Raw genomic sequence first — 24,346 nt, forward strand, 5'->3', positions numbered from 1 at the left:
CCGTCGTCAGAGGTTGGCGAAGCAGGGGTCGTTGTTGTTGCCGGTGGGGATGCTCGCGTTCCGCGTCGAGAAGTGGCTGGTCACACCATCATTGGTGACCTGCACGCTGTCCGCGTGGATGCCCAGCGGGTAGTTCTTGGTGAACTGCGCGGTGAAGTCGTCCAGGGTCGACTGCACCGACTCCTTGGGCATCGTGAAGCCGAGCGCGTTGAAGCTGACGATCTGCAGCTGCAGGCCGTTGCCCGACACCACCGGCTTGGTGGTCAGGTTGTCCAACATGCCCTTCAGCTCGATGGTGCCGTCGTTGGGGTGCGTGGTCACCGTGTTGGTGACGAACGGGCCCAGCACCGGGATCGCGTTCTGAACCGATTCCTTGATGCCGTCGGACGTCCAGGTGACGGTCGCGTCAAGCGACCCGATGGTGCCCTTGGAGTCCTGCGTGTCCCTGAGCTGGACGTCGCGGATGTTGATGTCGATCTTCATGCCCTTGGCATCACGCACCTGGTTGCCCGCGGTCGACACCGAGATGTTGGTGTAGTGCTTGGTGAGCTGCTGCCACAGCATCAGCGGCGCCACCCCGAACGACGCGGTGGCCTGGTCCTTGACCTCACACGCCACCGCCTCGGCGACCTTGCTGTTGGCGACGTGACGGACGTACAGCTCGCCCCCGACCAGCGCGGCGATCACCAGGCAAACCACGATGATGCAGACCAGCACCACGGACAGCGGGTCGCGCAGGAAGCGACGCTTCTTCTTCCCTCCGGCCGGTTCCTCGCCGGGCGTGGGCAGCTTCTCGGTCGCCCCCGCGGGCGGAATCGGCGGGGGTGGCGGCGGGTAGTCGGGCCGCTGCATGTTCGGTGGGGGCGTGCCGATCCGTTCGGTCTGACCCGGCGGCGGACCTGCGGCGGGAGGCGGCGGCGCGGGGGCCGGGCCGCCGGTGTTGATCCGCTCGGTCGGCCGCTCGGTGGGGGGCTGGCCGAAGGGGCCTTGGTTGCCGGGACGGCCCCACGTCGACGGGTCCTGGTTCGGTGGTCCTTGTGGGTTCGTCACCCGACCGATTCTGCCTTATCGAGCTGAGCAAAATCTGAGTGGTTGCGCAGCACCGCGATGCTCTCGCGAGCCTTGGCGACGCGGTCGACGTCGATGTCGGCCAGCACCAACTGCGGCGCGGAGCCGGCCGACGCGACGACCTCCCCGAATGGGGAGACCACCAGGCTGCCGCCCACCCCGGTGGGCGCGCCCGACCCGGTCAGCGACTCGCCCGGGTCGGCCTGCCCGGCCGCGGCGACGTAGCTCATCGAATCGAGCGCGCGGGCCCGTGCCAACAGCGTCCACTGGTCGAGCTTGCCGGGCCCCGCGCCCCACGACGCGCAGACGGCGATCAGCTGGGCGCCGCGGCGGGCCAGCTCGGTGTAGAGGGCCGGGAAGCGGATGTCGTAGCAGACGGTCAGCCCCACCCGCACGCCGGCGACCGTGATCACCACCGGCTCGCGGCCGGGGGCGACGGTGCGGGACTCGGTGAAGCCGAAGGCGTCGTAGAGATGGATCTTGTCGTAGTGCGTGTCCGGCTCGTTGGGACTGCCAGGACCGGCCGCGATCAGCGTGTTCTTCACCCGCCCGTCCCCGGCCGGGGTAAACATGCCGGCAACCACCGTGATGCCGCTGTCGGCCGCGACGCCCCGCACTCCGGCCGCCCACGGCCCGTCGACCGGTTCGGCGATCGGGGCCAGCGGAACCCCGAACCGGCACATTGTCGCCTCCGGGAACACCACCAACTTCGCGCCGGCGTCGGCGGCCCGGCCGCTGTATTCGCGCACCAGCTCCAAGTTGGCGGACGGGTCGGTGCCGCTGAGGATCTGCGCCAACGCGATTCGCATGGGCGCCAGCTTAGGCTCGGCGTCCTCAGGCCGTTTTGGCGATCCACTCCGTGGTGAACCGCTGCTCCGCCGCCACCAGCTCGGCCAGTCGGGTGCCGATGATGTTCTCCAGCTTGCCGCCGATGATCGGGACGCGTACCTGGACGGTGGCCCGGAAGGTCAGCCGCGCACCGCCCGTCGCCAAGATTGTCGAGAGCGTGGCGGTGCCCTTCAGATTCACCGGCGCGTCCAAGATCGACCCGAGGACCGAACCCTGCGCGGCGCCGTCCGCGACCGGCCCCCAGATCTCCTCGCGCCTGATGCGCAGGTCGCCGCTGTGCAACTGCGTGACCATCCCCGGCAGCTTGTGACTGTGGATTACCTGCACGGTGACGACCTCGACGGTGTCGTCGTCCCCGGTTTCACCGCCGACCCGCATCGATTCCAGCGTGGCGAGGTCGACACCGGACCCGGCCAGCCGTGCCCGCCAATAGGTCTCGTCCGTGAACGCCCGATGCACCTCTTCAACGCTGCCGTCGTAGTCGGCCGACAAGTCGAATGAACGCGGCATAGCAGGTGAGGCTACCGTTACGGGCCATGAAATCCAGCGATGCCGGTTCAACATTCGCCGGCGCGCATGTCGCCGAGGCGGTCCCGCTCGCGCCGCTGACGACGTTGCGGGTGGGGCCGGTCGCGCGCCGCCTGATCACCTGCGCCAGCACCGAACAGGTGATCGCGACGGTGCGGGAGCTGGACGCCGAAAGCCGTGGGGGAGAACAGGCCCCGGTGTTGGTGTTCGCCGGCGGGTCGAACCTGGTGATCGCCGATACGTGCGCCGACCTGACCGCCGTGCGGTTGGCCAACAGCGCCATCACCATCGACGGCGGCCTGGTGCGCGCGGAGGCGGGCGCGGTGTGGGACGACGTCGTGGTCAGCGCCATCGAGCACGGTCTGGGCGGACTGGAATGCCTGTCCGGGATCCCGGGGTCGGCCGGGGCCACCCCGGTGCAAAACGTCGGGGCCTACGGTGCGGAGGTATCCGACACCATCACCCGGGTCCGGATACTCGACCGCGGCAGCGGGCAGGTGCGCTGGGTGCCGGGCGGCGAGCTCGGCTTCGGCTACCGCACCAGCGTGTTCAAGCGGGCCGCGCCCGAAACCCCTTGGGTGGTACTGGAAGTCGAGTTCGCCCTGGACGCGTCGGGCCGCAGTGCGCCGCTGCGCTACGGCGAACTGGCCGCCGCGTTGGGGTTGAGCGGCGGCGAGCGGGCGGATCCGTCGGCGGTCCGCGAGGCGGTGCTGACGCTGCGGGGCCGCAAGGGCATGGTGCTCGACGCGGACGACCACGACACCTGGAGCGTGGGGTCGTTCTTCACCAACCCGGTGGTCGCGCCCGAGGTGTACGAGCGGCTGGCCGCGAGCGTCCAGGGGCCGGTTCCGCACTACCCCGCGCCGGACGGCGTAAAGCTGGCCGCGGGCTGGCTGGTGGAGCGGGCCGGCTTCGCCAAGGGTTACCCCGACGATCCTGCGGCCCGATGCCGGCTGTCCACCAAGCACGCGCTGGCGCTGACCAACCGCGGCGGCGCCACCGCCGACGAGGTGATCGCGCTGGCCCGCGTCATCCGCGACGGGGTTCGTGATGTGTTTGGTGTCACATTGGAACCCGAGCCGGTCCTGCTCGGCTGCAGGCTATAGCTCCGAATCCTGCCAAAGACCGCACCGGCCCCGATTTGTCGCGGCAGGGTTGGTGGATTTTGCCCGGTATCTTTGACTTTCGTGAACACGTCGCACCGCCCGCCGCCGATCAACCGGCGTGTGGCTTTGGCGACCCTCGGACTGGGGGTTTTCGCCCCCGGCCTGTTGGCCGCGTGTGGCGGCACCACGGGCAAGCAGGCCGAGAAGAAGGAGCAGCCGGCGGCGCAGCTGAAGTTTCAGCCGGCCGATGCGACCGAAAACGTGGTGCCGATCGCGCCGGTCAGCGTCCAGATCAGCGACGGCTGGTTCCAGCACGTGGCGCTGACGAATTCGGCGGGCAAGCCCGTGGCGGGCAAGTTCAACTCCGACCGCACGGTCTACACCACCACCGAGCCGCTGGGCTACGACGCGACCTATACGTGGAGCGGCTCGGCCGTCGGGCACGACGGCAAGGCGATCCCGGTGACCGGCAAGTTCACCACGGTGTCTCCCACCAAGAAGATCGGTGGGGCGTTCCAGTTGGCCGACGGCCAGACCGTCGGGGTGGCGGCGCCGATCATCATCCAATTCGACGCGCCGATCAGCGACAAGGCCGCCGTCGAGAAGGCGCTGACCGTAACCACGAATCCGCCAGTCGAGGGCAGCTGGGCGTGGCTGCCCGACGAGGCGCAGGGCGCCCGGGTGCACTGGCGCACGCGCGAGTACTACCCCGCGGGCACGACCGTCAACGTCGACGCCAAGTTGTACGGCCTGCCATTCGGAGACAGCGCGTACGGGGCCGAGGACATTTCGCTGAACATCCAGATCGGCCGCCGGCAGGTGGTGAAGGCCGAGGTCACCTCGCACCGCATTCAGGTGGTCAGGGACGAGGGCGTCATCATGGACTTCCCGTGCAGCTACGGCGAGGCCGACAAGGCGCGCAACGTCACCCGTAACGGCATCCACGTGGTCACCGAGAAGTACGCCGACTTCTACATGTCCAACCCGGCGGCCGGCTACAGCCATGTGCACGAACGTTGGGCGGTGCGGATCTCCAACAACGGCGAGTTCATCCACGCCAACCCGGCCAGCTCGGGCGCGCAGGGCAACAGCAACGTCACCAACGGCTGCATCAACCTGTCTACCGGCGACGCCGAGCAGTACTTCCAGTCGGCGATGTACGGCGACCCGGTCGAGGTGACCGGCAGCTCGATCCAGCTGTCCTACTCCGACGGTGACCTCTGGGACTGGGCCGTCGACTGGGACACCTGGGTCGCCATGTCGGCGCTCCCGCCTCCCACCGCGCACCCGCCGTCCACGCAGATTCCGGTGACCGCGCCGGTCACGCCGTCGACCGCGCCGAGCCTGTCCGGCACGCCCACGACGACCACGACCACCTCCTCGAGCCCGGCGACTAGCCCCGGCGGTTGAACCGGGTGGCCGACGCCTGATCGCGCGGCTTCATGACGATCAGGTCGAGGTCCACGTGGGACGGCCGCGAAGCAACGAAGCCGATCACCTCGGCGACATCGGCGGCAACCAGCGGGGTGAGGCCGGTGTAGACGGCGTCGGCACGCTGTTGATCGCCGTCGAAGCGAACCAGCGAAAACTCGGTCTCGACCGCGCCAGGCGCGATCTCGGTCAGCCGCACCGGCTTACCCAGCAGCTCGCCGCGCAGCGTGCGGTGCAGCGCTCCCTGGGCGTGTTTGGCCGCCGTGTACCCGGCGCCGCCGTCGTAAACCTCAAGTGCCGCAACCGAAGTCACCGTGACGATCAGGCCGTCGCCCGAGTCGATGAGCTTGGGCAGCAGCGCCCGGGTGACCCGCAGCGTGCCCATCACGTTGGTCTCCCACATCCACCGCCAGTGCTCGAAGTCCGAATCGGCGACCGGTGCCAGCCCGCGGGCACCGCCGGCGTTGTTGACCAGCACGTCCACCCGGGCCAGCTCGTCGGCGAGAGCGGCGACCGCCGCGTCGTCTGTGACGTCAGCCACAATGGCGGTTCCGCCGATCTCCCGTGCCAAGGCGTTGATCCGGTCCGCCCGGCGCGCCACCGCCACCACGTGAAAGCCCTGCGCAGCAAGGGTCTGGGCCGTCGCCTCCCCGATTCCCGAGCTGGCGCCCGTGACCACCGCGACCCGTTCATTCCTGACATTTCCAACCATAGAAACAACCTTAGTGAGCGTGCTAAATTTTCTTCGTGCACCTCAGCGCCCTGTCCAGCACCACCACCACCGCGTGTCTTTGCGCGGCGGGTGCGTGTTGTTGTCGCGCACTTTGCCGCTCCTGACTTTTCAGGTGTGGCCAGTGACGGCCAACAAAAATCGGACAAAGGACGCTCGTGCGCTCGAATACCCTCACCCAGACTCATCATTCGCCCACCCGTGCCAGCTACAAGGGCCACCGGTCGGTGCGTCGTCAGATCGTGCCGCCGGCACTGCACATCGCCGACTCGGCGGCGGCCTCGGTTTTCCGGGCGGTCCGATTGCGCGGCCCGGTCGGGCGTGACGTCATCGCCGGCGTCACCTCGCTGAGCATCGCGACGGTCAACCGTCAGGTCATCGCCCTGCTCGACGCCGGGCTGTTGCGGGAACGCGCCGACCTGGCCGTCTCCGGCGCGATCGGGCGCCCACGCGTGCCGGTCGAGGTCAACCACGAACCATTCGTGACGCTGGGCGTCCACATCGGCGCGCGGACCACCAGCATCGTGGCCACCGACCTGTTCGGTCGCACGCTCGACACCGTTGAGACGCCGACACCGCTCAGCCCGGCCGGGCCGGCGCTGGCGTCGCTGGCCGAAAGCGCCGCTCGTTATCTGCGGCGCTGGCATCGGCGCCGCCCGCTGTGGGTCGGCGTCGCGATCGGCGGGACCGTCGACAGCGCGACCGGTCACGTCGACCACCCGCGGCTCGGTTGGCGGCAGGCGCCGGTCGGCCCGGTGCTGGCCGACGCGCTGGGACTGCCCGTGTCGGTGGCCTCGCACGTCGACGCCATGGCCGGGGCCGAGCTGCTGCTCGGCATGCGGCGCTTCCTGCCCAGCTCGCCCACCAGTCTCTACGTCTATGCCCGCGAGACCGTGGGCTACGCGCTGGTGATCGGCGGACGGGTGCACTGCCCGGCCAGCGGCCCCGGCACCATCGCGACGCTGCCCGTCCACTCCGAGCTGCTGGGCGGCACCGGCCAACTGGAATCCACCGTCAGCGACGAGGCGGTGCTGGCCGCCGCCCGGCGGCTGCGAGTCCTGCCGTTCGCTTCCCCGAGCCGGCCCAACGCGCCCGCCGCCGGCATCGCCGACCTGCTCCGGCTGGCCCGCGCCGGCAACGAGCAGGCGAGAGAACTGCTGAACGAGCGGGGGCGGGTGCTCGGGGAGGCGGTGGCGTTGCTGCGCGACATGCTCAACCCCGACGAACTGGTGGTCGGTGGCCAGGCCTTCACCGAGTACCCCGAGGCGATGGAGCACGTGGAGGCGGCCTTCGCCGAGCGCTCGGTGTTGCCGCCGCGCGACGTCCGCGTCACCGTCTTCGGAAACCGGGTGCAGGAGGCGGGTGCGGGGACCGTGTCGCTGGGCGGGCTCTACGCCGATCCGCTCGGGGCGATGCGGCGGGCCGGGGCGCTGAATCCGCGGCTGCGCGACGTCGATGTCGACGAGTCTTCCGCTTAGCGCGAAGCCATGTCCTGGGCGTTGCGCTGGTGAACGGAGCTTCCTGGTAAAGATGACAGAGTGCGGCACGACGACGTATTCCGGCTGAAACCGCGCCGCGTCGCTGTATTGGCGGTGCACACCTCACCATTGGCCCAGCCGGGCACCGGCGACGCCGGGGGCATGAACGTCTACGTGCTGCAGACGGCGCTGCACCTGGCGCGGCGCGGCATCGAGGTGGAGATCTTCACCCGGGCCACCGCGTCCGCCGACCCTCCCGTCGCGCGGGTGGCGCCCGGCGTGCTGGTGCGCAACGTGGTGGCGGGGCCGTTCGAGGGCTTGGACAAATACGACCTGCCCACCCAGTTGTGTGCGTTCGCCGCCGGGGTGCTGCGCGCGGAAGCTTCGCACGAACCGGGTTACTACGACATCGTGCACTCGCACTATTGGCTGTCCGGGCAGGTCGGCTGGCTGGCCCGCGACCGCTGGGCGGTGCCGCTGGTGCACACCGCGCACACGCTCGCCGCGGTCAAGAACGCGGCGCTGGCCGCGGGTGACGCGCCCGAGCCGCCGCTGCGCACCGTCGGTGAGCAGCAGGTCGTCGACGAGGCGGACCGCCTGATCGTCAACACCGACGATGAAGCCAGACAACTGATCTCCATCCACCGCGCCGACCCGGCGCGCATCGATGTCGTCCACCCGGGAGTGGATCTCGAGGTGTTCCGCCCGGGAGACCGCCGGGCGGCCCGGGCCGCGCTGGGGTTACCGCTCGACGAGGACGTGGTGGCCTTCGTCGGGCGGATCCAGCCGCTGAAGGCACCCGACATCGTGCTGCGCGCGGCCGCGAAATTGCCGGGCGTGCGCATCGTCGTGGCCGGCGGTCCGTCGGGCAGCGGCATGGCGTCCCCGGACGGGCTGCGGCGGCTGGCGGACGAACTCGGCATCGCGGCGCGGGTGACCTTCCTGCCCCCGCAATCCCGCACGGACCTGGCCACTCTGTTTCAGGCCGCCAGCCTGGTCGCCGTGCCCAGCTACTCCGAGTCGTTCGGCCTGGTGGCCGTCGAGGCTCAGGCGTGTGGCACGCCCGTGGTGGCGGCCGCGGTCGGCGGTCTGCCGGTGGCCGTGCGCGACGGAACCACCGGCACGCTGGTGTCCGGCCACGACGTCGATCAGTGGGCGAACGCCCTGGACCGGGTGCTGCGGCTGCGCGCGCCACACGCCGAGGCGATGAGGCGCGCGGCCGCCGAGCACGCGGCCACGTTTTCCTGGGACAACACCACCGACGCGCTGCTGACCAGCTATCGGCGCGCGATCCGCGCCTACACCGCCGAGCGAAGCGGGGTGGGCGCATGACATCCACAGTCGAGCAGGTGATCGAGGACACGCTGCGGGCGAGCGGCCTGGAGTACTCGAAACACGAGGGGGCGCACGGCGGCTTGTCCGGCCTGGTGGTGGAGCTGCCCGGCGAGCGCAAACTCAAGACCAACACCATCCTGAGCGTCGGCGAGCACTCAGTGCGCATCGAGGCGTTCGTGTGCCGCAAGCCCGACGAGAACCACGAGGGCGTCTACCGCTTTCTGCTCAAGCGGAACCGCCGCCTCTACGGGGTGGCTTACACCCTGGACAAGGTCGGCGACATCTACCTGGTGGGCCGCATGTCGCTGGCGTCGGTGGACGCCGACGAGATCGACCGAGTGCTCGGGCAGGTGCTCGAAGCGGTGGATTCGGACTTTAATACGTTGTTGGAGTTGGGTTTTCGCTCGTCGATACAGAAAGAGTGGGAGTGGCGGGTGTCCCGCGGGGAGTCGCTGAAGAACCTCGAGGCGTTCGCTCATTTGATCGACGAAGACGACGATGCAGAGCGCGAAGCGCGATGAGGAGAAGTCGAGCAGGTATCGACGAGGACGACGAATAAGCTAGCCGCCATGGGAGACACTGCCACGCTGGTGCTGCTGCGCCACGGCGAGAGCGACTGGAATGCCCTGAACCTGTTCACCGGTTGGGTGGACGTCGGGCTGACCGAAAAGGGCCGGGCCGAGGCGGTACGCAGCGGCGAGCTGCTGGCCGAGCAGGACCTGTTGCCCGACGTGCTCTACACCTCGTTGCTGCGCCGAGCGATCACCACCGCGCACCTGACGCTGGACGCCGTCGACCGGCTGTGGATCCCGGTGCGGCGCAGCTGGCGGCTCAACGAACGCCACTACGGGGCGCTGCAGGGCCTGGACAAGGCCGAGACCAAGGCGCGCTACGGCGACGAGCAGTTCATGGCCTGGCGGCGCAGCTACGACACGCCGCCGCCACCGATCGAGAAGGGCAGCCAATTCAGCCAGGACGCCGACCCCCGGTACGCGAACATCGGCGGCGGCCCGCTGACCGAATGCCTGGCTGACGTGGTGGTCCGGTTCCTGCCGTACTTCACCGACGTCATCGTCCCGGACTTGCGCAGTGGCAAAACGGTGTTGATCGTCGCGCACGGCAACTCACTGCGAGCCCTGGTCAAATACCTCGACCGGATGTCCGACGACGATGTCGTCGGGCTGAACATCCCGACCGGGGTCCCGCTCCGCTACGACCTGGACGTCGACCTGCGGCCGGTGGTGCCGGGTGGCACCTACCTGGACCCGGAGGCGGCCGCGGCGGGTGCGGCGGCGGTTGCCAGCCAGGGACGCGGGTAACGCCGGCCGCGGCGCCATTGCGAGTTTTAAAGGCCTGTTTGCCGAACATCGCGTTAACGGAAGTGGAACACCTGAAGCGCAAAGTGTGACTTGTCCGATTTTGGCCTCGTTCCGCTAGGGCGGCGTTCAGGAAGATTTGTAGGATTTGCTATGTGACTGTGTTCTCGGCGCTGTTGCTGGCCGGGGTCTTGTCCGTGCTGGGGCTGGCCATAGGGGTAGCAGCCGGGACCCGGCTGTCTCCGAAAGCCGCCCGGCGCCGGCAGCGGGCGAGCACCGAATGGACCGGGATCACCGTCGCGCAGATGCTGCAACGCATCGTCGCGCTGATGCCGCTTGGAGTCGCGGTGGTGGATTCCCACCGTGATGTTGTCTACCTCAACGATCGGGCCAGGGAACTGGGCCTGGTGCGCGACCGGCAGCTTGACGACCAGGCGTGGGAGGCGGCCCAGCAGGCGCTGAGCGGGGTCGATGTTGAATTCGACCTGCGGCCGGCCAAACGCGCGGCGGGGCGGTCCGGGCTATCGGTGCACGGGCAGGCCCGGCTGCTCAGCGAAGAGGACCGCCGGTTCGCCGTGGTATTCGCCCACGACCAGTCCGACTATGCGCGCATGGAAGCGACCAGGCGCGATTTCGTGGCCAACGTCAGCCACGAGCTCAAGACCCCGGTCGGCGCCATGGCCCTGCTGGCCGAGGCCCTATTGGCGTCCGCCGACGACCCCGAAACCGTTCGCCGCTTTGCCGAAAAGGTGCTCGTCGAAGCCAACCGGCTGGGGGACATGGTCGCCGAGCTGATCGAGCTGTCCCGGCTGCAAGGCGCGGAGCGGCTACCCAACGTCACCGAGGTCGACGTCGATACCGTTGTGTCCGAGGCGATTTCACGCCACAAGGTGGCCGCCGACAACGCGCATATCGAGGTTCGCACGGATGCGCCCAGCGGCTTGCGGGTGCTGGGCGACGAGACGCTTCTGGTCACCGCGCTGGCCAACCTGGTGTCCAACGCGATCGCCTATTCGCCGCCCGGTTCGCCGGTCTCGATCAGCCGCCGGCGCCGCGGCGACAATATCGAGATCGCCGTCACCGACCGTGGCATCGGGATCGCGTTGGAGGACCAGGAGCGGGTCTTTGAGCGGTTCTTCCGGGGGGACAAGGCACGCTCGCGCGCCACTGGCGGCAGCGGGCTGGGCCTGGCCATCGTCAAACACGTCGCGGCCAATCACAACGGCAGCATCGGCGTGTGGAGCAAGCCGGGGACCGGATCGACATTCACGCTGTCGATTCCGGCCTACACCGACAATGACGAACAACCCGAGCAACCGCAGGGTCGCGACGTGCGGCCCAACAGGTCACAACGAGAGGAAGAACTAAGTCGATGACCAGTGTCTTGATCGTGGAAGACGAGGAGTCGCTGGCCGATCCGCTGGCATTCCTGTTGCGCAAGGAGGGCTTCGAGGCCACGGTCGTAACCGATGGGCAAGCCGCGCTGGCCGAGTTCGACCGTGGCGGCGCCGACATCGTGCTGCTCGATCTGATGCTGCCCGGGATGTCGGGGACCGACGTGTGCAAGCAGCTGCGCGCCCGTTCCAGCGTGCCGGTGATCATGGTGACCGCACGGGACAGCGAGATCGACAAGGTCGTCGGGTTAGAGCTGGGCGCCGATGACTATGTGACCAAGCCGTATTCCGCGCGCGAGTTGATCGCCCGGATCCGCGCGGTGCTCCGCCGCGGCGGTGACGACGATTCCGAAATCAGCGACGGTGTGCTCGAATCCGGCCCGGTGCGGATGGACGTCGAGCGACACGTCGTCTCCGTCAACGGCGACACAATCACGTTGCCGCTCAAGGAGTTTGACCTGCTAGAGTACCTGATGCGCAACAGCGGTCGGGTGCTGACGCGCGGACAGCTGATCGACCGGGTGTGGGGCGCTGATTACGTCGGCGACACCAAGACGCTCGACGTCCACGTCAAGCGGTTGCGGTCCAAGATCGAAGCCGACCCGGCCAACCCGGTCCACCTGGTGACCGTGCGAGGGCTGGGCTACAAGCTCGAGGGCTAGACCCAGTCTCTCGATTCGGTCGAAGCGCGGATTATCGCGCCGCCTTGGCGGCCTCGCGATGGCCCTTCTTTTTCGCATGGGTCGAGCAGCAATGCGTCATTTCGCAATGGAACCGGTCGCTGCATTCATGCGAACAATAAATTGACGCGGCCGGAAGCCAATCGGGGTCGGACAAGTCGCGCGGTCGGTCATTGGGATCGAACGTGTGGCCGCAATGCGCGCAGGTCCTGACCTTGGTAGCCATGTCGCCAGGGTACGCTCGGCGCCCCTTGATCGGTGCCGATTTCTGCATTCCGCAGAATCGCCAGGTGGGCAATTCAACCGACAATTCCCTCCTTCAGCGAATTACTTTTTGAAACTAACTCGGCCGTCGTCCGTTGTTGGTCTCGCCGCGGTTCGACACCACCGGCGCGGTCATTTCCATGAAATCGGCGGTGTGACAGGTCAATAGGCGGTAGATCGGCGGTTCGCGGCGGAATGGCTTGCGGCGCAGGCCGTTCTATCACCGCGACGCCGGCCGGGTGTCCGGGCGGGTACGACGAGCGGCGGCGTGGCCGTGGGCGCAGCCGGGGTGCCGCAGGAATTAATCCGGCGGCGTTGGCGTTCGGGGTAGCCGTGGCGCACGCGACGAAATGCTCGAACAGATGAAGTGCCTTAGCATCAGCCCGTTGGGCAATGGTGATCGGGGGGAACGGTGTTGACGCTGCTCAAGCGGGCATGGGTTCCCGTGGTCGTGGTGGTGGCGGTGATCATCGGCGGCGTCGCGGTGGACCGTCTCAACGGCGTTTTCCCGGGGCCCGGCCTGCCCAAGCCCGATCCGCGGGATGCGACCCCGCCCTACGCCGCCAAGACCGCCGTCTACGAAATCCTGGGGCCACCCGGGACCACCGGCGTCGTCAACTGGATGGATGCCGACGCGCAACCGCAGAAGGCCAACTTCACCACGTTGCCGTGGTCGACGACGATCGTCGCCCAGATGCCCGGCATCTTCGCCTACGTCGTCGCGCAAGGTGACAGCCCCTCCATCGGCTGCCGGATCACGGTCGACGGCAAATTGGTCGATCAACGGCAAGCCGAGACGCGCAATGCGCAGGTCTCCTGCCTGGACAAGTCCGCATGACCGACAACACCAGCGACACCGACGAAATACCCGTTGCACAACCCACGGAAGTCGAGCACAAGCCGCGCATCGCCCGCGCCGTCCGCGCCCTGGCGCTGCCGATCGTCGTCTGCTGGGTGCTGATCGCGGTCGGCGTCAACGTCTTCGTCCCACAATTGGAGAAGGTTGCCGAGGAGATCTCCGTTCCGCTCTCGCCGTCTGACGCACCGTCGGTCACCGGGATGAAGCACATCGGCGAGAAGTTCAAGGAGTACGACTCGGACAACCTCGTCCTGGTCACCCTGGTCGGTGATAAACCGCTCGGCGAGGACGCGCACCGGTTCTACGACGACCTAGTCAAAAAGATTCAGGCCGACCACGAACACGTCGAGCACGCGCTGAACTTCTGGGGACAGCGCTTCACGTCCTCAGGTGTGGAGAGCTACGACCATAAGGCCGCCTACGTCCAGGTCAACCTCAAAGGCGATCAGGGAGGGGCGGTCGGCGACGCATCCGTTGCCGCGGTGCGCAAGATCGTCGCGGACTCCACGCCGCCCGCCGGCGTCAAGGCCTACGTCGCGGGCCAGGGAGCGCTGACCGCCGACGTGATCGTTGTCGGTGACAAGAGCCTGGCCAAGATCACCATCATCACGGTCGTCATCATCGCGGTGATGCTGATGTTCGTTTACCGGTCCATCAGCACCGTGTTGCTGACCATGGTGATCCTCTTCGTGGGACTCGCGGCCGGCCGCGGCGTGGTGTCGCTGCTGGGCGAAACCGGCGTCATGGGATTGTCGACCTTCGCAGTGAACCTGCTGACCTCACTCGCGATCGCGGCGGGTACCGATTACGCGATTTTCATGGTGGGCCGCTACCAGGAGGGCCGTGAACGCGGTCTGGACCGGGAAGCCGCCTATTACGACACCTTCGCCGGCGTCAGCAAGGTGGTCCTGGGCTCGGGTCTGACCATTGTTGGGGCGCTGGCCTGCTTGAAGTTCACCCGGCTGCCTTACTTCAGTTCGCTGGCGTTCCCGTGCGCGATAGGTCTGCTGGTGGTGGTGGCGGCCGGGGTCACGCTGACGCCCGCTCTTATCGTAGTCGCCAGTGGCTTCGGTCTTTTGGACCCCAAGCGCAAGTTCAACTACACCCGCTGGCGCCGCCTGGCGACTGCCATCGTGCGGTGGCCGGCGCCCATCCTCGCCGTTTCCGTCATTCTTGCCATCGTTGGCGCCCTTGGTCTCGCGGGCTTCACCCCGCGCTACAACGACCTCTACTACCTGCCGCACAGCGCCGCCTCCGTGCAGGCCTACGACGCGGCCGATCGGCACTTCACCCAGGCCCGTCTCAACCCGGACCTGCTGATGATCGAATCGGACCACGATCTGCGCAATCCCCGAGACATGTTGGTGCTGGACAAGGTTGCCGGTGCCATCTTCCGGGTGCCGGGCATCGAACGGGTGCAGAGCATCACCCGACCGCTCGGCCCACCGATCGAAGACGGGTCAATTCCGTTCCAGCTCAGCGTGCAAACCGCGCCGATCCGTGACAACCTCAACTATTTGAGAGACCGCGTCGGCGACATCAAGAAGATCACCGGGTTCCTCGACACCCAGATCTCCCTGCTGGAACGCCAGTACGCGATCACCCAGAAGCTCGCCAACGCGACGGACGACAGCGCAAAAACCACGGCGGAGACCGCCGCCATCACCGACGAAATTCGCGACCACATCGCCGATTTCGACGACTTCTGGCGACCGATCCGCAGCTACTTCTACTGGGAGAGGCACTGCTACGACATCCCGATCTGCTGGTCGCTGCGTAGCCTGTTCGATGCCTTGGACGGGTTTGATCAGCTCGCCGAGAAGTTCCACGCCCTCACCGGCGATCTCACCAACACGGCCGCGGCCACGCGCGAATTGTTGGCGATCATTCCGGAGAACATCGCTGTGTCGAAGGCGATCCGGGATACCACGCTGACCATCTACAGCTCGTTCAACAGTCTGATCGACCAGTTCGACCGGCTGACCGACACCAATGCTGTGATGGGTAAGTCGTTCAACGACGCTCGCGTGGAAAGCCTGTTTTACCTGCCGCCGGAGATCTTCCAGAACTCCGATTTCCAGTTCGGGTTGAGCCTGATGGTGTCGCCCGACGGAAAGGCCGCGCGCTTCATCATCACTCACTCCCTGGACCCGGCAACCGCGGAAGGCATCAAGTCCGTCGAGCAAGAGCGCAACGCGGCCAAGGAGGCGCTGAAGCTCACCTCGCTGGAGAACGCCGACATCTACCTCGGCGGCACCGCCGCGACATTCAACGACATCGCCACCGGCGCCTGGTACGACCTGCTGATCGCCGCGGTGGCGTCGATCGTGCTGATCTTCATCATCATGGTGATCGTCACCCGCGCCCTGGTAGCAGCGGGCGTCATCGTCGGCACGATCGTGCTGTCGCTAGGCGCAGCGTTCGGATTCTCGACTTTGATCTGGCAACACCTGTGCCACTTCCAGTTGCACTGGGTGGCAACGGAATTCGCGTTGATCGTGCTCTTGGCGGTGGGGTCTGATTACAACTTGATGCTGGTGTCGCGGATCGAGGAGGAAATCGGGGCCGGCCTGAACACCGGACTCATCCGCGGCGTCGGCGTGACGGGCCCGGTGGTGTCCGCGGCCGGTGTGGTGTTCGCCGTGACCATGGCCACGATGCTCTCCAGCGATCTCCGCGCGATCGGCCAGTTCGGCACGACGATCGGGCTCGGCCTGATGTTCGACACCTTCGTCGTCCGATCGCTCATCACGCCGTCGATCATGACGCTGATGGGACGCTGGTTCTGGTGGCCGAAGCGGGTCCGGGTCCGCCCGGCCAGCGAGATGCTTCGCTCCGTCGGGCCGCGCCCGCTGGTGCGCGCACTGCTGTACCAACCGCGCCACGCGGCTCCGCCGCAGACGTAGCAGGCGACGCCCACTCGCCGGCGGCCCACCTCGGGGGCCGGACGGGGACGCCGCTTATTTTCACGCCGTTTACCGCAATCGCTGGCGCTCGACCACGGCCGGACTTATTCTATGGTCGTTGAAAAACTATTCTATGGCCGTTGAAAACCGCGCTTGCTCGCCGCGGAGAGGAAGCCGACATGGACTTTGCTTCGCTCCCTCCGGAGGTCAACTCCGGACTGATGTATGCGGGACCGGGATCGGGGCCGATGCTGGCGGCCGCCGCGGGTTGGGACGCGTTGGCCGCCCAGCTGGAGTCCACTGCCAGTGGCTACGCGGCCGAGCTGGCGGCGCTGACCGGCCAGGCGTGGTCCGGCCCCTCGTCGCTGCTGATGACGGCGGCGGCCACACCCTATGTGCAGTGGTTGTCCACTGCCGCGGCGCAGGCCGCCCAGACCGGCGTCCAGGCCTACGCGGCAGCGGCGGCCTACGAGGCGGCGTTTGCGATGACGGTGCCGCCGCCGGTGATCGCGGCCAACCGGGCGCAATTGATGGCACTGATCGCGACCAATTTCTTCGGGCAGAACACCCCGGCGATCGCGGCCACCGAAGCCCAATACATGCAGATGTGGGTCCAGGACGCCACCGCGATGTACGGCTATGCGGCCGCGTGTGAGGCCGCCGGCACCCTGACCCCGTTTGATGAGCCGCCGCAGACCACCAACCCCGCAGGTCCGGGCGCCCAGGCCCAGGTGATGTCTCAAACCGCGGGCAACGCCACACAGCAGGTGGTCTCGACCAACGCCACGATGCACACCCTGAGCTCCGCGACCGCCGACACCGTCACGCCCGTGGCTCCGGGCGAAACGGTCACCGTCCCGGCGGGTGACACCATCGCCATCGGCACCAACACCGGCATGTACGTCAACAGCGGCTCCATCACGATCACGGGGTCCGGAACCGATCTCATCAGCTTCGGCTCCGTTATCGTCAACCCCGGCAGCACAATTCACACGCTGATCGACTGTTCCGAGGGCGGTGTTCTGATCCCGAGCGGGGTCGACGTCACCGCCGACTCCGCCCCACTCGTCCTCACTCCGGGATCGTTCCAGGAGGTGCTGGTCAGCCTCGTGAACGGCTCGGCCACACTTCCCGTGGTCGGCGGGGAACAGGTCGCCATCGAAACGTTCGGGAACACCGCCACCGCCCTCGCCGGCCCCGCCGGCGCTTCCATCACCAACGTGTTCGGCACCGTCAGCGTCGCCACGCTCACCCCCATCCCCGGCCCGTCGGGCGCATTGGGGGCCCCGTTAGGTGTGCTGGCCGCGCCCGGCCTGGCGGGGACCGCAGGCATTCAGCCTCAGCTCGACGTGGATGGGCTGTTGGAATGGGCGCAAGGCATTTCGGGTGCCGACGTGGCAGCTGCCGCTTCGGGGTAGCAGATCGTGGCAGGAGGGGACATGCGGTGGCCGTTTCACCCGTCGTCCGGGGTCGGCACGCCGTCCGCGGGGGCCGGCGACGCGGCCTCGCTAGGTCCGCTGTCGGTGCCGCGGGCCTGGACCACGATCGCCGGGGAGGTCGAATCAGCGCTGCCCTCAACGGCTTTGAGCGTCGATTCCGCGCCGGGACGCACGTTCCGACAGGCACTGATGGCCACGATCAGCTGCGGGCGCCCACCACTTCGTCCGCCACGCCCAACGCCAGCGCCATGATCGACACCTGCGGATTGACCTCCGGACAGCTCGGCAGGATCGAGGCGTCGGCGACCCATACGCCGTCCACGCCGCGCAACCGCCCGGTCTCGTCGACCGGGCAGAGCTGAGCGTCGACGCCCGCGGCGGCCGTACCGGTCGGATGAAAAGCGGCCAGGTGCAAGCCTTTCGGGTCGCTGCGGCGCAGCGCGTCCTGCAGGGCGGGCAGCGAGGTCACCGTCATCGCGCCCGGTAAACCGGTGAGTACCTCGGTCGCCCCCGCCGCGAACAGCAGCCTGCCCATGGCCTCGATTGCGACGACGAGCTTGGCGATGTCGTCGCGAGAGATGTTGTAGCGCACCAGCGTTTCGCCGCGCACCGAGGACACCGAACCGGCGCCGCGGTCGGCGACCATGGCGCCGAACGTCGCGACACGCGGGGCCCGGTCCAGCCAGCCGAGCAGCTCGGCGCCATAGCCGGGAAAGACCATCGAGCCCATGCCCGGTGGGGTCGAGGTCGCCTCGATCAACACGCCATGCGATTCGTGCAGCTCGTGAACCGCGGCGCTCTGCAGCACCCCGTGCCAGGCGACGACGTCTTCCTCGAAACGCCCGGCCAGCATCGTCGCCGGATGCAGCGCCAGGTTGCGCCCGAGCCGCGGGTGCGCACCGAAGCCGCTGCGCCGCAACAGCCCTGGCGTCTCGGTGGCGCCGGCCGCCACGATGACCGTGTCGGCCAGGACGTCCAGCGCCGTGCCGTCGGCCCGGCGGGCCCGCACGCCCCGGGCGCGCCCATGCCGATGCAACACCCGCTCGACGCGGGCATCGGAGATGATCCGCGCGCCTGCCGCGCACGCCTCCGGCAGCGCGTTGAGGTGAACGCCGTACTTGGCGTTACGGGGGCAGCCGATCGCACACTGGCAACACCCTTCGCAGCCGGGCGCGTTGCGCGGAATGGGCGCCGCCCGCCAGCCCAGGGTGGCGGCGGCATCCAGCAGCAGCCGCCCGTTGCGGCCCATGACCTCCAGCGGCACCGGGGCGACCCGCAGCGTGCGCTCGACGTCGGCGAGGCGCTCGGTCAGTCGGTCGGAATCGGCCAGGGCAAGCCCGAACTCGTCACGCCAGCGCCGCTGCACGGCCGCCGGCGGGCGGTAGCAGGTGCCGGAGTTCACCACCGTGGTGCCGCCGACCGCCCGGCCGATGGGCAGCACCACCGAAGGACGTCCGAGGGCGACGGTGGCCCCGGCGCCGCGGTACAACCCGGCATAGCGGTCGATGGGATGCGTGGTGCGGAATTCCTCGACGGTCCACCGGCGCCCCTCCTCGAGAACGACGACGTCCAGTCCGGCCCGCGCCAGGGTGCGGGCCACCATCGCGCCGCCGGCACCGGAGCCCACAATCACCGCGTCCGCGGTGACGACCGAACGGCTCTCGGCCGAGGGGACGACGTTCAACGTCGCGTCGGGCCGGGCCGTTCCGTGCTCTTTGGCGTGCGAAAGCAGTTCCGGCGCATAGTTTTCCGCGCCGTTGGCCAAGAGCACGACCGCCTTCATGGCCTCGACGGCCGTAGCGGCGTCCGGGCTCAGCGCGGCGACCCGCTGCACCACCTGCGCGCGCCGGTCGGGTCCGAGGCGGGACAGGGACCGGCCGGTGGTGACGTAGCTCGTCGCGGCCAGCGCGAGCATCCCGGCGCGCATCGCGACCCGCGATGTCGTCGGCAGCTGTCGCAGGTAGCGCTCGACGCGGTCGGTCAGCTCGGGCGGTGTCGGGCCGCCGCATTCCTCGGGCAGGAGCGCGCTACCGAACGACGCGACCAGGTTCATATCACCCGCGCGAGCCGGCGGCCCAGCTTGATGAAGAACGGATAGGTGGCGAAGATCGCGCCCGCCGCGGCATGCAGGGGCCAGTCCGCCTCAGCGGTTTTCACGCTGAAAACCCCGCTGTTCCACATGAAGTCGCGGCCATTGCGGGCGCGGAAGGGCCGCCACAACACCCCCAGTCCGGGGACGTTGTTGTACAACCCGAACGACCCGCCGAAGAAGACACCCAGTGTGGCGGCCTCCGCGACATCGCGACGGTCGGCGGGGACCCGCCGCTCGATGAGCACGCCGGAGGCAAACAGCAGGGGTGGGTCCAGCAGAAAGCTCATGTCGGAATCCTTTCGTTGACGTCGGGTGCCGCGGCACCGCGCAGGCCCACTTCGGCGTGCCCGGTGCCCAGCACCGACCAGTGCCGGTCATCGATCTCGATGTGGACGTCGGCCTGTTCGGTGTTGGTGCACACCGCCCTGCCGCCGTCGGGATCGGTGTATTGCAGGCTCACGCACCGCTCGGCCGGCTGGTCGATCCGGATGAGCACCCGGCGACCGCCGATGCGTCCCTCCAGCTGCCAGTGCGCCAGGCCGAGCGTCGTCCGCATCCGCAGTGACGGCAGCCGGCTTGCGGGCCAGTCCTTTCCGTCGATGCGAAACCGGATGAACGCCAGCGGTGCCAGCCTGTTCAGGCCCGGCTTGTGCGAGACGGCGGTGACCGCTTCGCACACGTCACCATTGCCGAGGTCGGCATGGACCCATCCCCAGCGCTTGGCATTGCCGTGGCCGTAGATGTGGGCGACGCCGCCGCGCCACCCCTCGATGCGCGCGGCGGCGTCGTTGACGGTCAGTGAGCCGGTGAAGTCGGCGGTGGGGGCGAGGACGACCTGGGCGCCCGGCAGCAGCTCGCGCTCCCACGCGGCGCGGGGAAACGTCCACAGCGGTGCGCCGGTGTCGGCCCACGACAGATCCCAGGCGAGTGATCCGGCGCGTCCGCTCAGCCGTTCGTCGCCCACGCGGACGCCGTCGGCGTCGAACCACCAGGGGCCGGTCGCCGGACGAGCGGGCACTGGCCCGAACCGCTCGGTGCGGGGTGGCCCGTCGGGGGCGAACCAGGTGGCCCAACCGTGCGCGTAGGCATCCTCGGCGCGGGACAGCGGGGCCACCGTCTCGCAGTGCACCCACAGCCCGGCGCGCGTCACCGGATCCGAGAGGGTGGCGTACCAGACTTCCAGGCGCCCGGCCTTGCCGCGCCAGCGCGGGGCCACTGCCGATCGCATCTCGCCGTCCATGCCTCACCTTCCGTGGATCCGTCCACTATATTGGTTGAGCCAATGAACCAGTCAAGTCCGCTGCGCCCGCCCGACCGCCAACGCGTCGATGAACAGATCGCCGCGTCCATCACCGACGCCATCCTCGACGGCGCGTTTCCGCCGGGTTCGGCCTTGCCGCCCGAGCGCGAACTGGCCGAACAGCTCGGCGTCAACCGCACGTCCCTGCGGCAAGGTCTGGCCAGGCTGCAGCAGATGGGTCTGATCGAGGCCCGGCATGGCAGCGGCAACGTGGTCGCTGACCCGCAGGCGCTCACCCACCCCGCGGTGGTCGAGGCGCTGGTCCGCAGACTGGGCCCCGAGTTCCTGGTGGAGCTGTTCGAGATCCGGGCCGCCCTGGGCCCGTTGATCGGCCGGTCGGCCGCGCGGCGCGGTGCCCCCGGGGATGCCGAGGCCCTACGTGCCGCGTTGGCCGCGGTCCGCGAGGCCGACAGCGCCGCCGCGCGCCAGGCCGCCGACCTCGCCTACTTCCGGGTGCTCATCCATCACAGCCGCAACCGCGCGCTCGTGTTGCTGTACCGCTGGGTCGAGCACGCCTTCGGCGGCCGCGAGCATGACCTCACCGCCGCCTATGACGACGCCGCGCCGGTGGTCGCCGGCCTAAGTGCCATCACCGACGCCGTGCTGTCGGGCGACGAGGCTGCGGCCGCCGCTGCGGTGGAGGAATACCTGCGCGCCAGCGCACAGCGAATGATCTTGTCTTACACCAAGACTGAGGCTACTCGGCGAGGCGAGTCGCCGGATGGACCGCGATGAGCCCCAGCTTGCTGCGGCGCTTGCACATCGCCGCCAGCTCCGCGTAGGCCTTGGCGCCGAGCAGCTCGGTGAGCTCATCGGCCATGCTCTCCCACACCTGCTTGGCGCCGACATGGGCGCCCGGGTCGCCGGTGCAGTACCAATGCAGGTCGGCACCCCCGGAACCCCAGCCGCGCCGATCGAATTCGGTGACAGTGGTTTTGAGGACTTCGGTGCCGTCGGGCCGCGTCACCCACTCCTGGCTGCGCCGGATGGGCAACTGCCAGCAGACGTCGGGCTTCATGGTCAACGGCGCGACGCCCAGCTTGAGGGCCTTGCTGTGCAGCGCGCAACCGACGCCGGCGGGGAAGCCGGGCCGGTTCAAGAAGATGCAGGCGTCCTTGTGTTTGCGGGTGCGGTACTGGGGCTGTCCGTCGTGCTCATCGAGCTCCAGATATCCCTTGCGGCCCAAGCCCTTTTCGCGGAACTGCCAGTCTTCGTCGGTCAGCTGCTGCACGGCGTCGTCGAGTCGGGCGCGGTCGTCGTCGTCGGATAAGAACGCCCCGTGCGAGCAGCATCCGTCGTCCGGCCGTCCCTCGACCGTGCCGTGGCAGGCGGGCGTGCCGAACACGCATGTCCAGCGTGACAGCAGCCAGGTGAGGTCGGCCGCGATCAGGTGCTCGGGATTGTCCGGGTCGTAGAACTCCACCCACTCACGAGCGAAGTCGAGTTCGACCTCGTGCCCAGGCTCCGGATAGGGATTCGCCACGGGTCCACGTTAGTCGACGATTCCGGCTCTTCGGCCCGCTGACACTCGGGGCCCGACGGTGCAACATCGGCAACCTCCACAGCGGGCCGCATCGTTGCCGACTAGGTTGTTTCCCGTGCGATTGGGCGTACTCGACGTGGGCAGCAACACGGTGCATCTGCTGGTGGTTGACGCGCACCGTGGTGGGCATCCCACGCCCATGAGTTCGACCAAGGCCACCCTGCGCCTCGCCGAGTCCATCGACAGCTCGGGCAAGATCACCAAGCGCGGCGCCGAGAAACTTATCTCCACCATCGACGAGTTCGCCAAGATCGCGGACAGCTCGGGCTGCGCCGAGCTGATGGCCTTCGCCACGTCCGCGCTGCGCGACGCGGTGAATTCCGACGACGTGCTGAGCCGCGTCCGCAAAGAAACCGGTGTCGAGCTGGAGGCGCTCAGTGGCGTCGACGAGTCGCGGCTGACTTTTCTGGCCGTGCGCCGCTGGTACGGGTGGAGCGCGGGGCGGATCATCAACCTCGACATCGGCGGCGGCTCGCTGGAAATGTCCAGCGGCGTCGACGAGGAGCCCGAGGTTGCCCTGTCCCTGCCGCTGGGTGCCGGCCGCTTGACCCGCGAATGGCTGCCCGACGACCCGCCCGGCCGGCGCCGGGTGGGGATGCTGCGGGACTGGCTGGACGCCGAGCTCGCCGATTCCGCAGTGACCGTGCTGGAAGCCGGCGCCCCCGACCTGGCGGTGGCGACGTCGAAGACGTTCCGCTCCCTGGCACGGCTCACCGGCGCGGCGCCGTCGGCGGCCGGACCGCGGGCGAAAAGGACGCTCACAGCAAACGGCCTCAGGCAACTCATATCTTTCATCTCTAGGATGACGACCGCTGACCGGGCCGAACTGGAAGGGGTGAGCGCCGAGCGGGCGCCGCAGATTGTGGCGGGCGCGCTCGTGGCGGAGGCGAGTATGCGAGCGCTGTCGATCGAATCGGTGGATATCTGCCCGTGGGCATTACGGGAAGGTCTCATCTTGCGCAAACTCGACAGCGAAGCCGACGGAACGCCCCTCATGAGGCGGTCCGTGCGCGATGCTGGAGGCCAGGCAGGTGATCGGGACGGGAACCGATCGAGAGGCGACAAAGCATGACCGGACCACATTCCGAGACCGAGAGCCCCGGCACTCGGCCGATTTCGGTGGCCGAACTTCTGGCCAAGAACGGAACCATCGGTGCCCCTGCGGTCACGCGGCGGCGGCGCCGGCGGCGCGGCGACAGCGACGCGGTGACCGTCGCCGAGCTGACCGGCGAGATTCCGGTCATCCGGGACGACGACGAGGACCCCCGGACCGCCGAACGGCCCACCGCTGAACCCGTTGTTGCCGCCCCCGAGCAGCAAACCGAAGACAAGCCGGCCACCGCTTACTGGTCGCAGCCGGAGCCGCGCTGGCCCAAGTCGCCGTCGCAACCCAGGAAGGCGGCGGGGCCTGAGCGCAGCGCGTACCCGCGTCCCCTGAGCCACGTCGAGGCGGGGGAGACCAACGGCACCGGGCAGTCGGGCGCCGAGGGCATGAATCCCGACCCGCTGGACCACTACAGCGATCTCCCGGTGGACGTGATGGATTCGGAGGTGCGCGACGCCGAACCCGTCCTGGAGGACTCCGCATACGTGCGTTCCTTCCTGCGGACCGAGACCGACGAGGCCGAAGACGACGCAGACCCGCTGGCCACCGGATTCGTAGGCGACGAGGAGCGCGAGCTCCACGAGGAGACCGGGCGCGCGGACGCGGCCACCGACATTCACCCGGCACAGGGCAGGCTCGAGTCGCTGTGGCGCGGCAGCTTGGTCGTATTCCAGTCCATTCTGGCCGTCGCCTTCGGCGCGGGATTGTTCGTCGCCTTCGACCAATTGTGGCGCTGGAACAGCATCGTGGCCTTGGTGCTCTCGGTGCTGGTGATCCTGGGACTGGTCGCCGGCGTTCGGGTGGTGCGCAAGACCGAGGACATCGCCAGCACGCTGATCGCGGTCGCGGTGGGGTCACTGATCACCCTGGGCCCGCTGGCGCTGTCGCTGCAGTCGGGCTAGGCGGACCCGGAACCACACAGA

Annotated in this window: 23 protein-coding genes and 1 pseudogene; 15 read left to right on the plus strand and 9 right to left on the minus strand. The window is 68.4% G+C overall.

What is annotated here, in order from left to right; translation table 11 throughout:
* Positions 1–6: 6 nt before the first annotated feature.
* From A5697_RS19950 to A5697_RS19960, 3 genes are read right to left on the minus strand one after another with little or no spacing between them, the layout of a single operon-like run.
* Entirely contained in the window at positions 7–1,050 is a 1,044-nt protein-coding gene (locus A5697_RS19950; RefSeq protein ID WP_067949119.1) for a DUF2993 domain-containing protein, read from the minus strand.
* A complete protein-coding gene (locus A5697_RS19955) occupies positions 1,047–1,877 on the minus strand; it encodes a carbon-nitrogen hydrolase family protein (protein ID WP_068011771.1) in 831 nt (276 codons plus the stop codon). Before A5697_RS19955 ends, A5697_RS19950 begins: the two co-directional genes overlap by 4 nt.
* Positions 1,878–1,902: 25 nt before the next feature.
* A complete protein-coding gene (locus A5697_RS19960; protein WP_068011772.1) occupies positions 1,903–2,427 on the minus strand; it encodes a DUF2505 domain-containing protein in 525 nt (174 codons plus the stop codon).
* Between the two features lie 26 nt (positions 2,428–2,453).
* On the opposite strand from A5697_RS19960, the gene A5697_RS19965 reads away from it, so the two are divergent.
* Both A5697_RS19965 and A5697_RS19970 read left to right on the plus strand, forming a co-directional pair.
* Positions 2,454–3,551, plus strand: coding sequence for a UDP-N-acetylmuramate dehydrogenase (locus A5697_RS19965; protein WP_068011773.1), 1,098 nt, complete (start codon positions 2,454–2,456; stop codon positions 3,549–3,551).
* 33 nt (positions 3,552–3,584) lie between these two features.
* A complete protein-coding gene (locus A5697_RS19970) occupies positions 3,585–4,961 on the plus strand; it encodes an Ig-like domain-containing protein (protein WP_369806133.1) in 1,377 nt (458 codons plus the stop codon).
* On the opposite strand, the gene A5697_RS19975 is transcribed toward A5697_RS19970, so the two are convergent.
* Positions 4,945–5,694 carry an SDR family NAD(P)-dependent oxidoreductase gene (locus tag A5697_RS19975; RefSeq protein ID WP_068011774.1) on the minus strand — a complete coding sequence of 250 codons (750 nt, stop codon included), beginning with the start codon at positions 5,692–5,694 and terminating at the stop codon, positions 4,945–4,947. The two genes, A5697_RS19970 and A5697_RS19975, sit on opposite strands and share 17 nt — an antisense overlap.
* A 245-nt stretch (positions 5,695–5,939) precedes the next feature.
* On the opposite strand from A5697_RS19975, the gene A5697_RS19980 reads away from it, so the two are divergent.
* From A5697_RS19980 to regX, 6 genes and pseudogenes are all read left to right on the plus strand, one after another.
* A complete protein-coding gene (locus A5697_RS19980; protein WP_197501070.1) occupies positions 5,940–7,190 on the plus strand; it encodes an ROK family transcriptional regulator in 1,251 nt (416 codons plus the stop codon).
* A gap of 60 nt (positions 7,191–7,250) precedes the next feature.
* Positions 7,251–8,522, plus strand: a complete 1,272-nt coding sequence (gene mshA / locus A5697_RS19985) for a D-inositol-3-phosphate glycosyltransferase (RefSeq protein ID WP_068011776.1) — start codon at positions 7,251–7,253, stop codon at positions 8,520–8,522.
* Positions 8,519–9,089: pseudogene (locus A5697_RS19990) on the plus strand (YbjN domain-containing protein). The gene mshA and the pseudogene A5697_RS19990 overlap by 4 nt, the downstream one beginning before the upstream one ends.
* 5 nt (positions 9,090–9,094) lie before the next feature.
* Positions 9,095–9,844: a phosphoglyceromutase gene (locus A5697_RS19995; protein ID WP_068011778.1), complete on the plus strand. Its 750-nt coding sequence runs from the start codon at positions 9,095–9,097 to the stop codon at positions 9,842–9,844.
* Positions 9,845–9,996: 152 nt separating this feature from the next.
* Positions 9,997–11,217, plus strand: coding sequence for a cell wall metabolism sensor histidine kinase WalK (locus A5697_RS20000; protein ID WP_156673382.1), 1,221 nt, complete (start codon positions 9,997–9,999; stop codon positions 11,215–11,217).
* Positions 11,214–11,897, plus strand: coding sequence for a two-component sensory transduction protein RegX (gene regX / locus A5697_RS20005; RefSeq protein ID WP_007167631.1), 684 nt, complete (start codon positions 11,214–11,216; stop codon positions 11,895–11,897). Before A5697_RS20000 ends, regX begins: the two co-directional genes overlap by 4 nt.
* A gap of 31 nt (positions 11,898–11,928) precedes the next feature.
* Here regX and A5697_RS20010 read toward each other — a convergent pair whose 3' ends face one another.
* Entirely contained in the window at positions 11,929–12,141 is a 213-nt protein-coding gene (locus A5697_RS20010) for a ferric uptake regulation protein (protein ID WP_068011817.1), read from the minus strand.
* 453 nt (positions 12,142–12,594) lie between these two features.
* Between A5697_RS20010 and A5697_RS20015 the strand changes: the two genes are divergently transcribed.
* The 4 genes from A5697_RS20015 (at position 12,595) to A5697_RS28805 (ending at position 17,635) form a co-directional block, all read left to right on the plus strand.
* Positions 12,595–13,017, plus strand: a complete 423-nt coding sequence (locus A5697_RS20015; protein ID WP_197498716.1) for an MmpS family transport accessory protein — start codon at positions 12,595–12,597, stop codon at positions 13,015–13,017.
* The gene (locus tag A5697_RS20020; protein WP_068011779.1) at positions 13,014–15,944 is read left to right on the plus strand and encodes an RND family transporter; all 2,931 of its coding nucleotides are present in this window, start codon (positions 13,014–13,016) and stop codon (positions 15,942–15,944) included. Before A5697_RS20015 ends, A5697_RS20020 begins: the two co-directional genes overlap by 4 nt.
* A gap of 179 nt (positions 15,945–16,123) precedes the next feature.
* Positions 16,124–17,362, plus strand: a complete 1,239-nt coding sequence (locus A5697_RS28655; protein WP_082953508.1) for a PPE family protein — start codon at positions 16,124–16,126, stop codon at positions 17,360–17,362.
* A gap of 21 nt (positions 17,363–17,383) precedes the next feature.
* Positions 17,384–17,635, plus strand: coding sequence for a hypothetical protein (locus A5697_RS28805; RefSeq protein WP_082953509.1), 252 nt, complete (start codon positions 17,384–17,386; stop codon positions 17,633–17,635).
* Here A5697_RS28805 and A5697_RS20035 read toward each other — a convergent pair.
* The 3 genes from A5697_RS20035 to A5697_RS20045 are packed head-to-tail and all read right to left on the minus strand — an operon-like array spanning position 17,583 to position 20,715.
* A complete protein-coding gene (locus A5697_RS20035; RefSeq protein ID WP_068011781.1) occupies positions 17,583–19,436 on the minus strand; it encodes a GMC family oxidoreductase N-terminal domain-containing protein in 1,854 nt (617 codons plus the stop codon). The genes A5697_RS28805 and A5697_RS20035 overlap by 53 nt on opposite strands.
* Positions 19,433–19,762: a hypothetical protein gene (locus A5697_RS20040; RefSeq protein WP_068011782.1), complete on the minus strand. Its 330-nt coding sequence runs from the start codon at positions 19,760–19,762 to the stop codon at positions 19,433–19,435. The genes A5697_RS20035 and A5697_RS20040 overlap by 4 nt, the downstream gene beginning before the upstream one ends.
* Positions 19,759–20,715, minus strand: coding sequence for a hypothetical protein (locus A5697_RS20045; protein ID WP_068011783.1), 957 nt, complete (start codon positions 20,713–20,715; stop codon positions 19,759–19,761). Before A5697_RS20045 ends, A5697_RS20040 begins: the two co-directional genes overlap by 4 nt.
* Positions 20,716–20,757: 42 nt before the next feature.
* Between A5697_RS20045 and A5697_RS20050 the strand changes: the two genes are divergently transcribed.
* Positions 20,758–21,510 (plus strand): FadR/GntR family transcriptional regulator, encoded by a 753-nt coding sequence (locus A5697_RS20050; protein WP_068011784.1) that lies wholly within the window; start codon positions 20,758–20,760, stop codon positions 21,508–21,510.
* Here the strand turns inward: A5697_RS20050 and A5697_RS20055 are convergent.
* A complete protein-coding gene (locus A5697_RS20055) occupies positions 21,473–22,258 on the minus strand; it encodes a hypothetical protein (RefSeq protein ID WP_068011785.1) in 786 nt (261 codons plus the stop codon). The genes A5697_RS20050 and A5697_RS20055 overlap by 38 nt on opposite strands.
* A gap of 115 nt (positions 22,259–22,373) precedes the next feature.
* Between A5697_RS20055 and A5697_RS20060 the strand changes: the two genes are divergently transcribed.
* On the plus strand, positions 22,374–23,390 hold the full coding sequence (locus A5697_RS20060) for a Ppx/GppA phosphatase family protein (protein WP_067944757.1): 1,017 nt from the start codon (positions 22,374–22,376) through the stop codon (positions 23,388–23,390).
* Positions 23,387–24,325, plus strand: coding sequence for a hypothetical protein (locus A5697_RS20065; protein ID WP_067944756.1), 939 nt, complete (start codon positions 23,387–23,389; stop codon positions 24,323–24,325). Before A5697_RS20060 ends, A5697_RS20065 begins: the two co-directional genes overlap by 4 nt.
* Positions 24,326–24,346: the final 21 nt, after the last annotated feature.

Source organism: Mycobacterium sp. E3251, from assembly GCF_001666835.1.
Taxonomy (GTDB): domain Bacteria; phylum Actinomycetota; class Actinomycetes; order Mycobacteriales; family Mycobacteriaceae; genus Mycobacterium.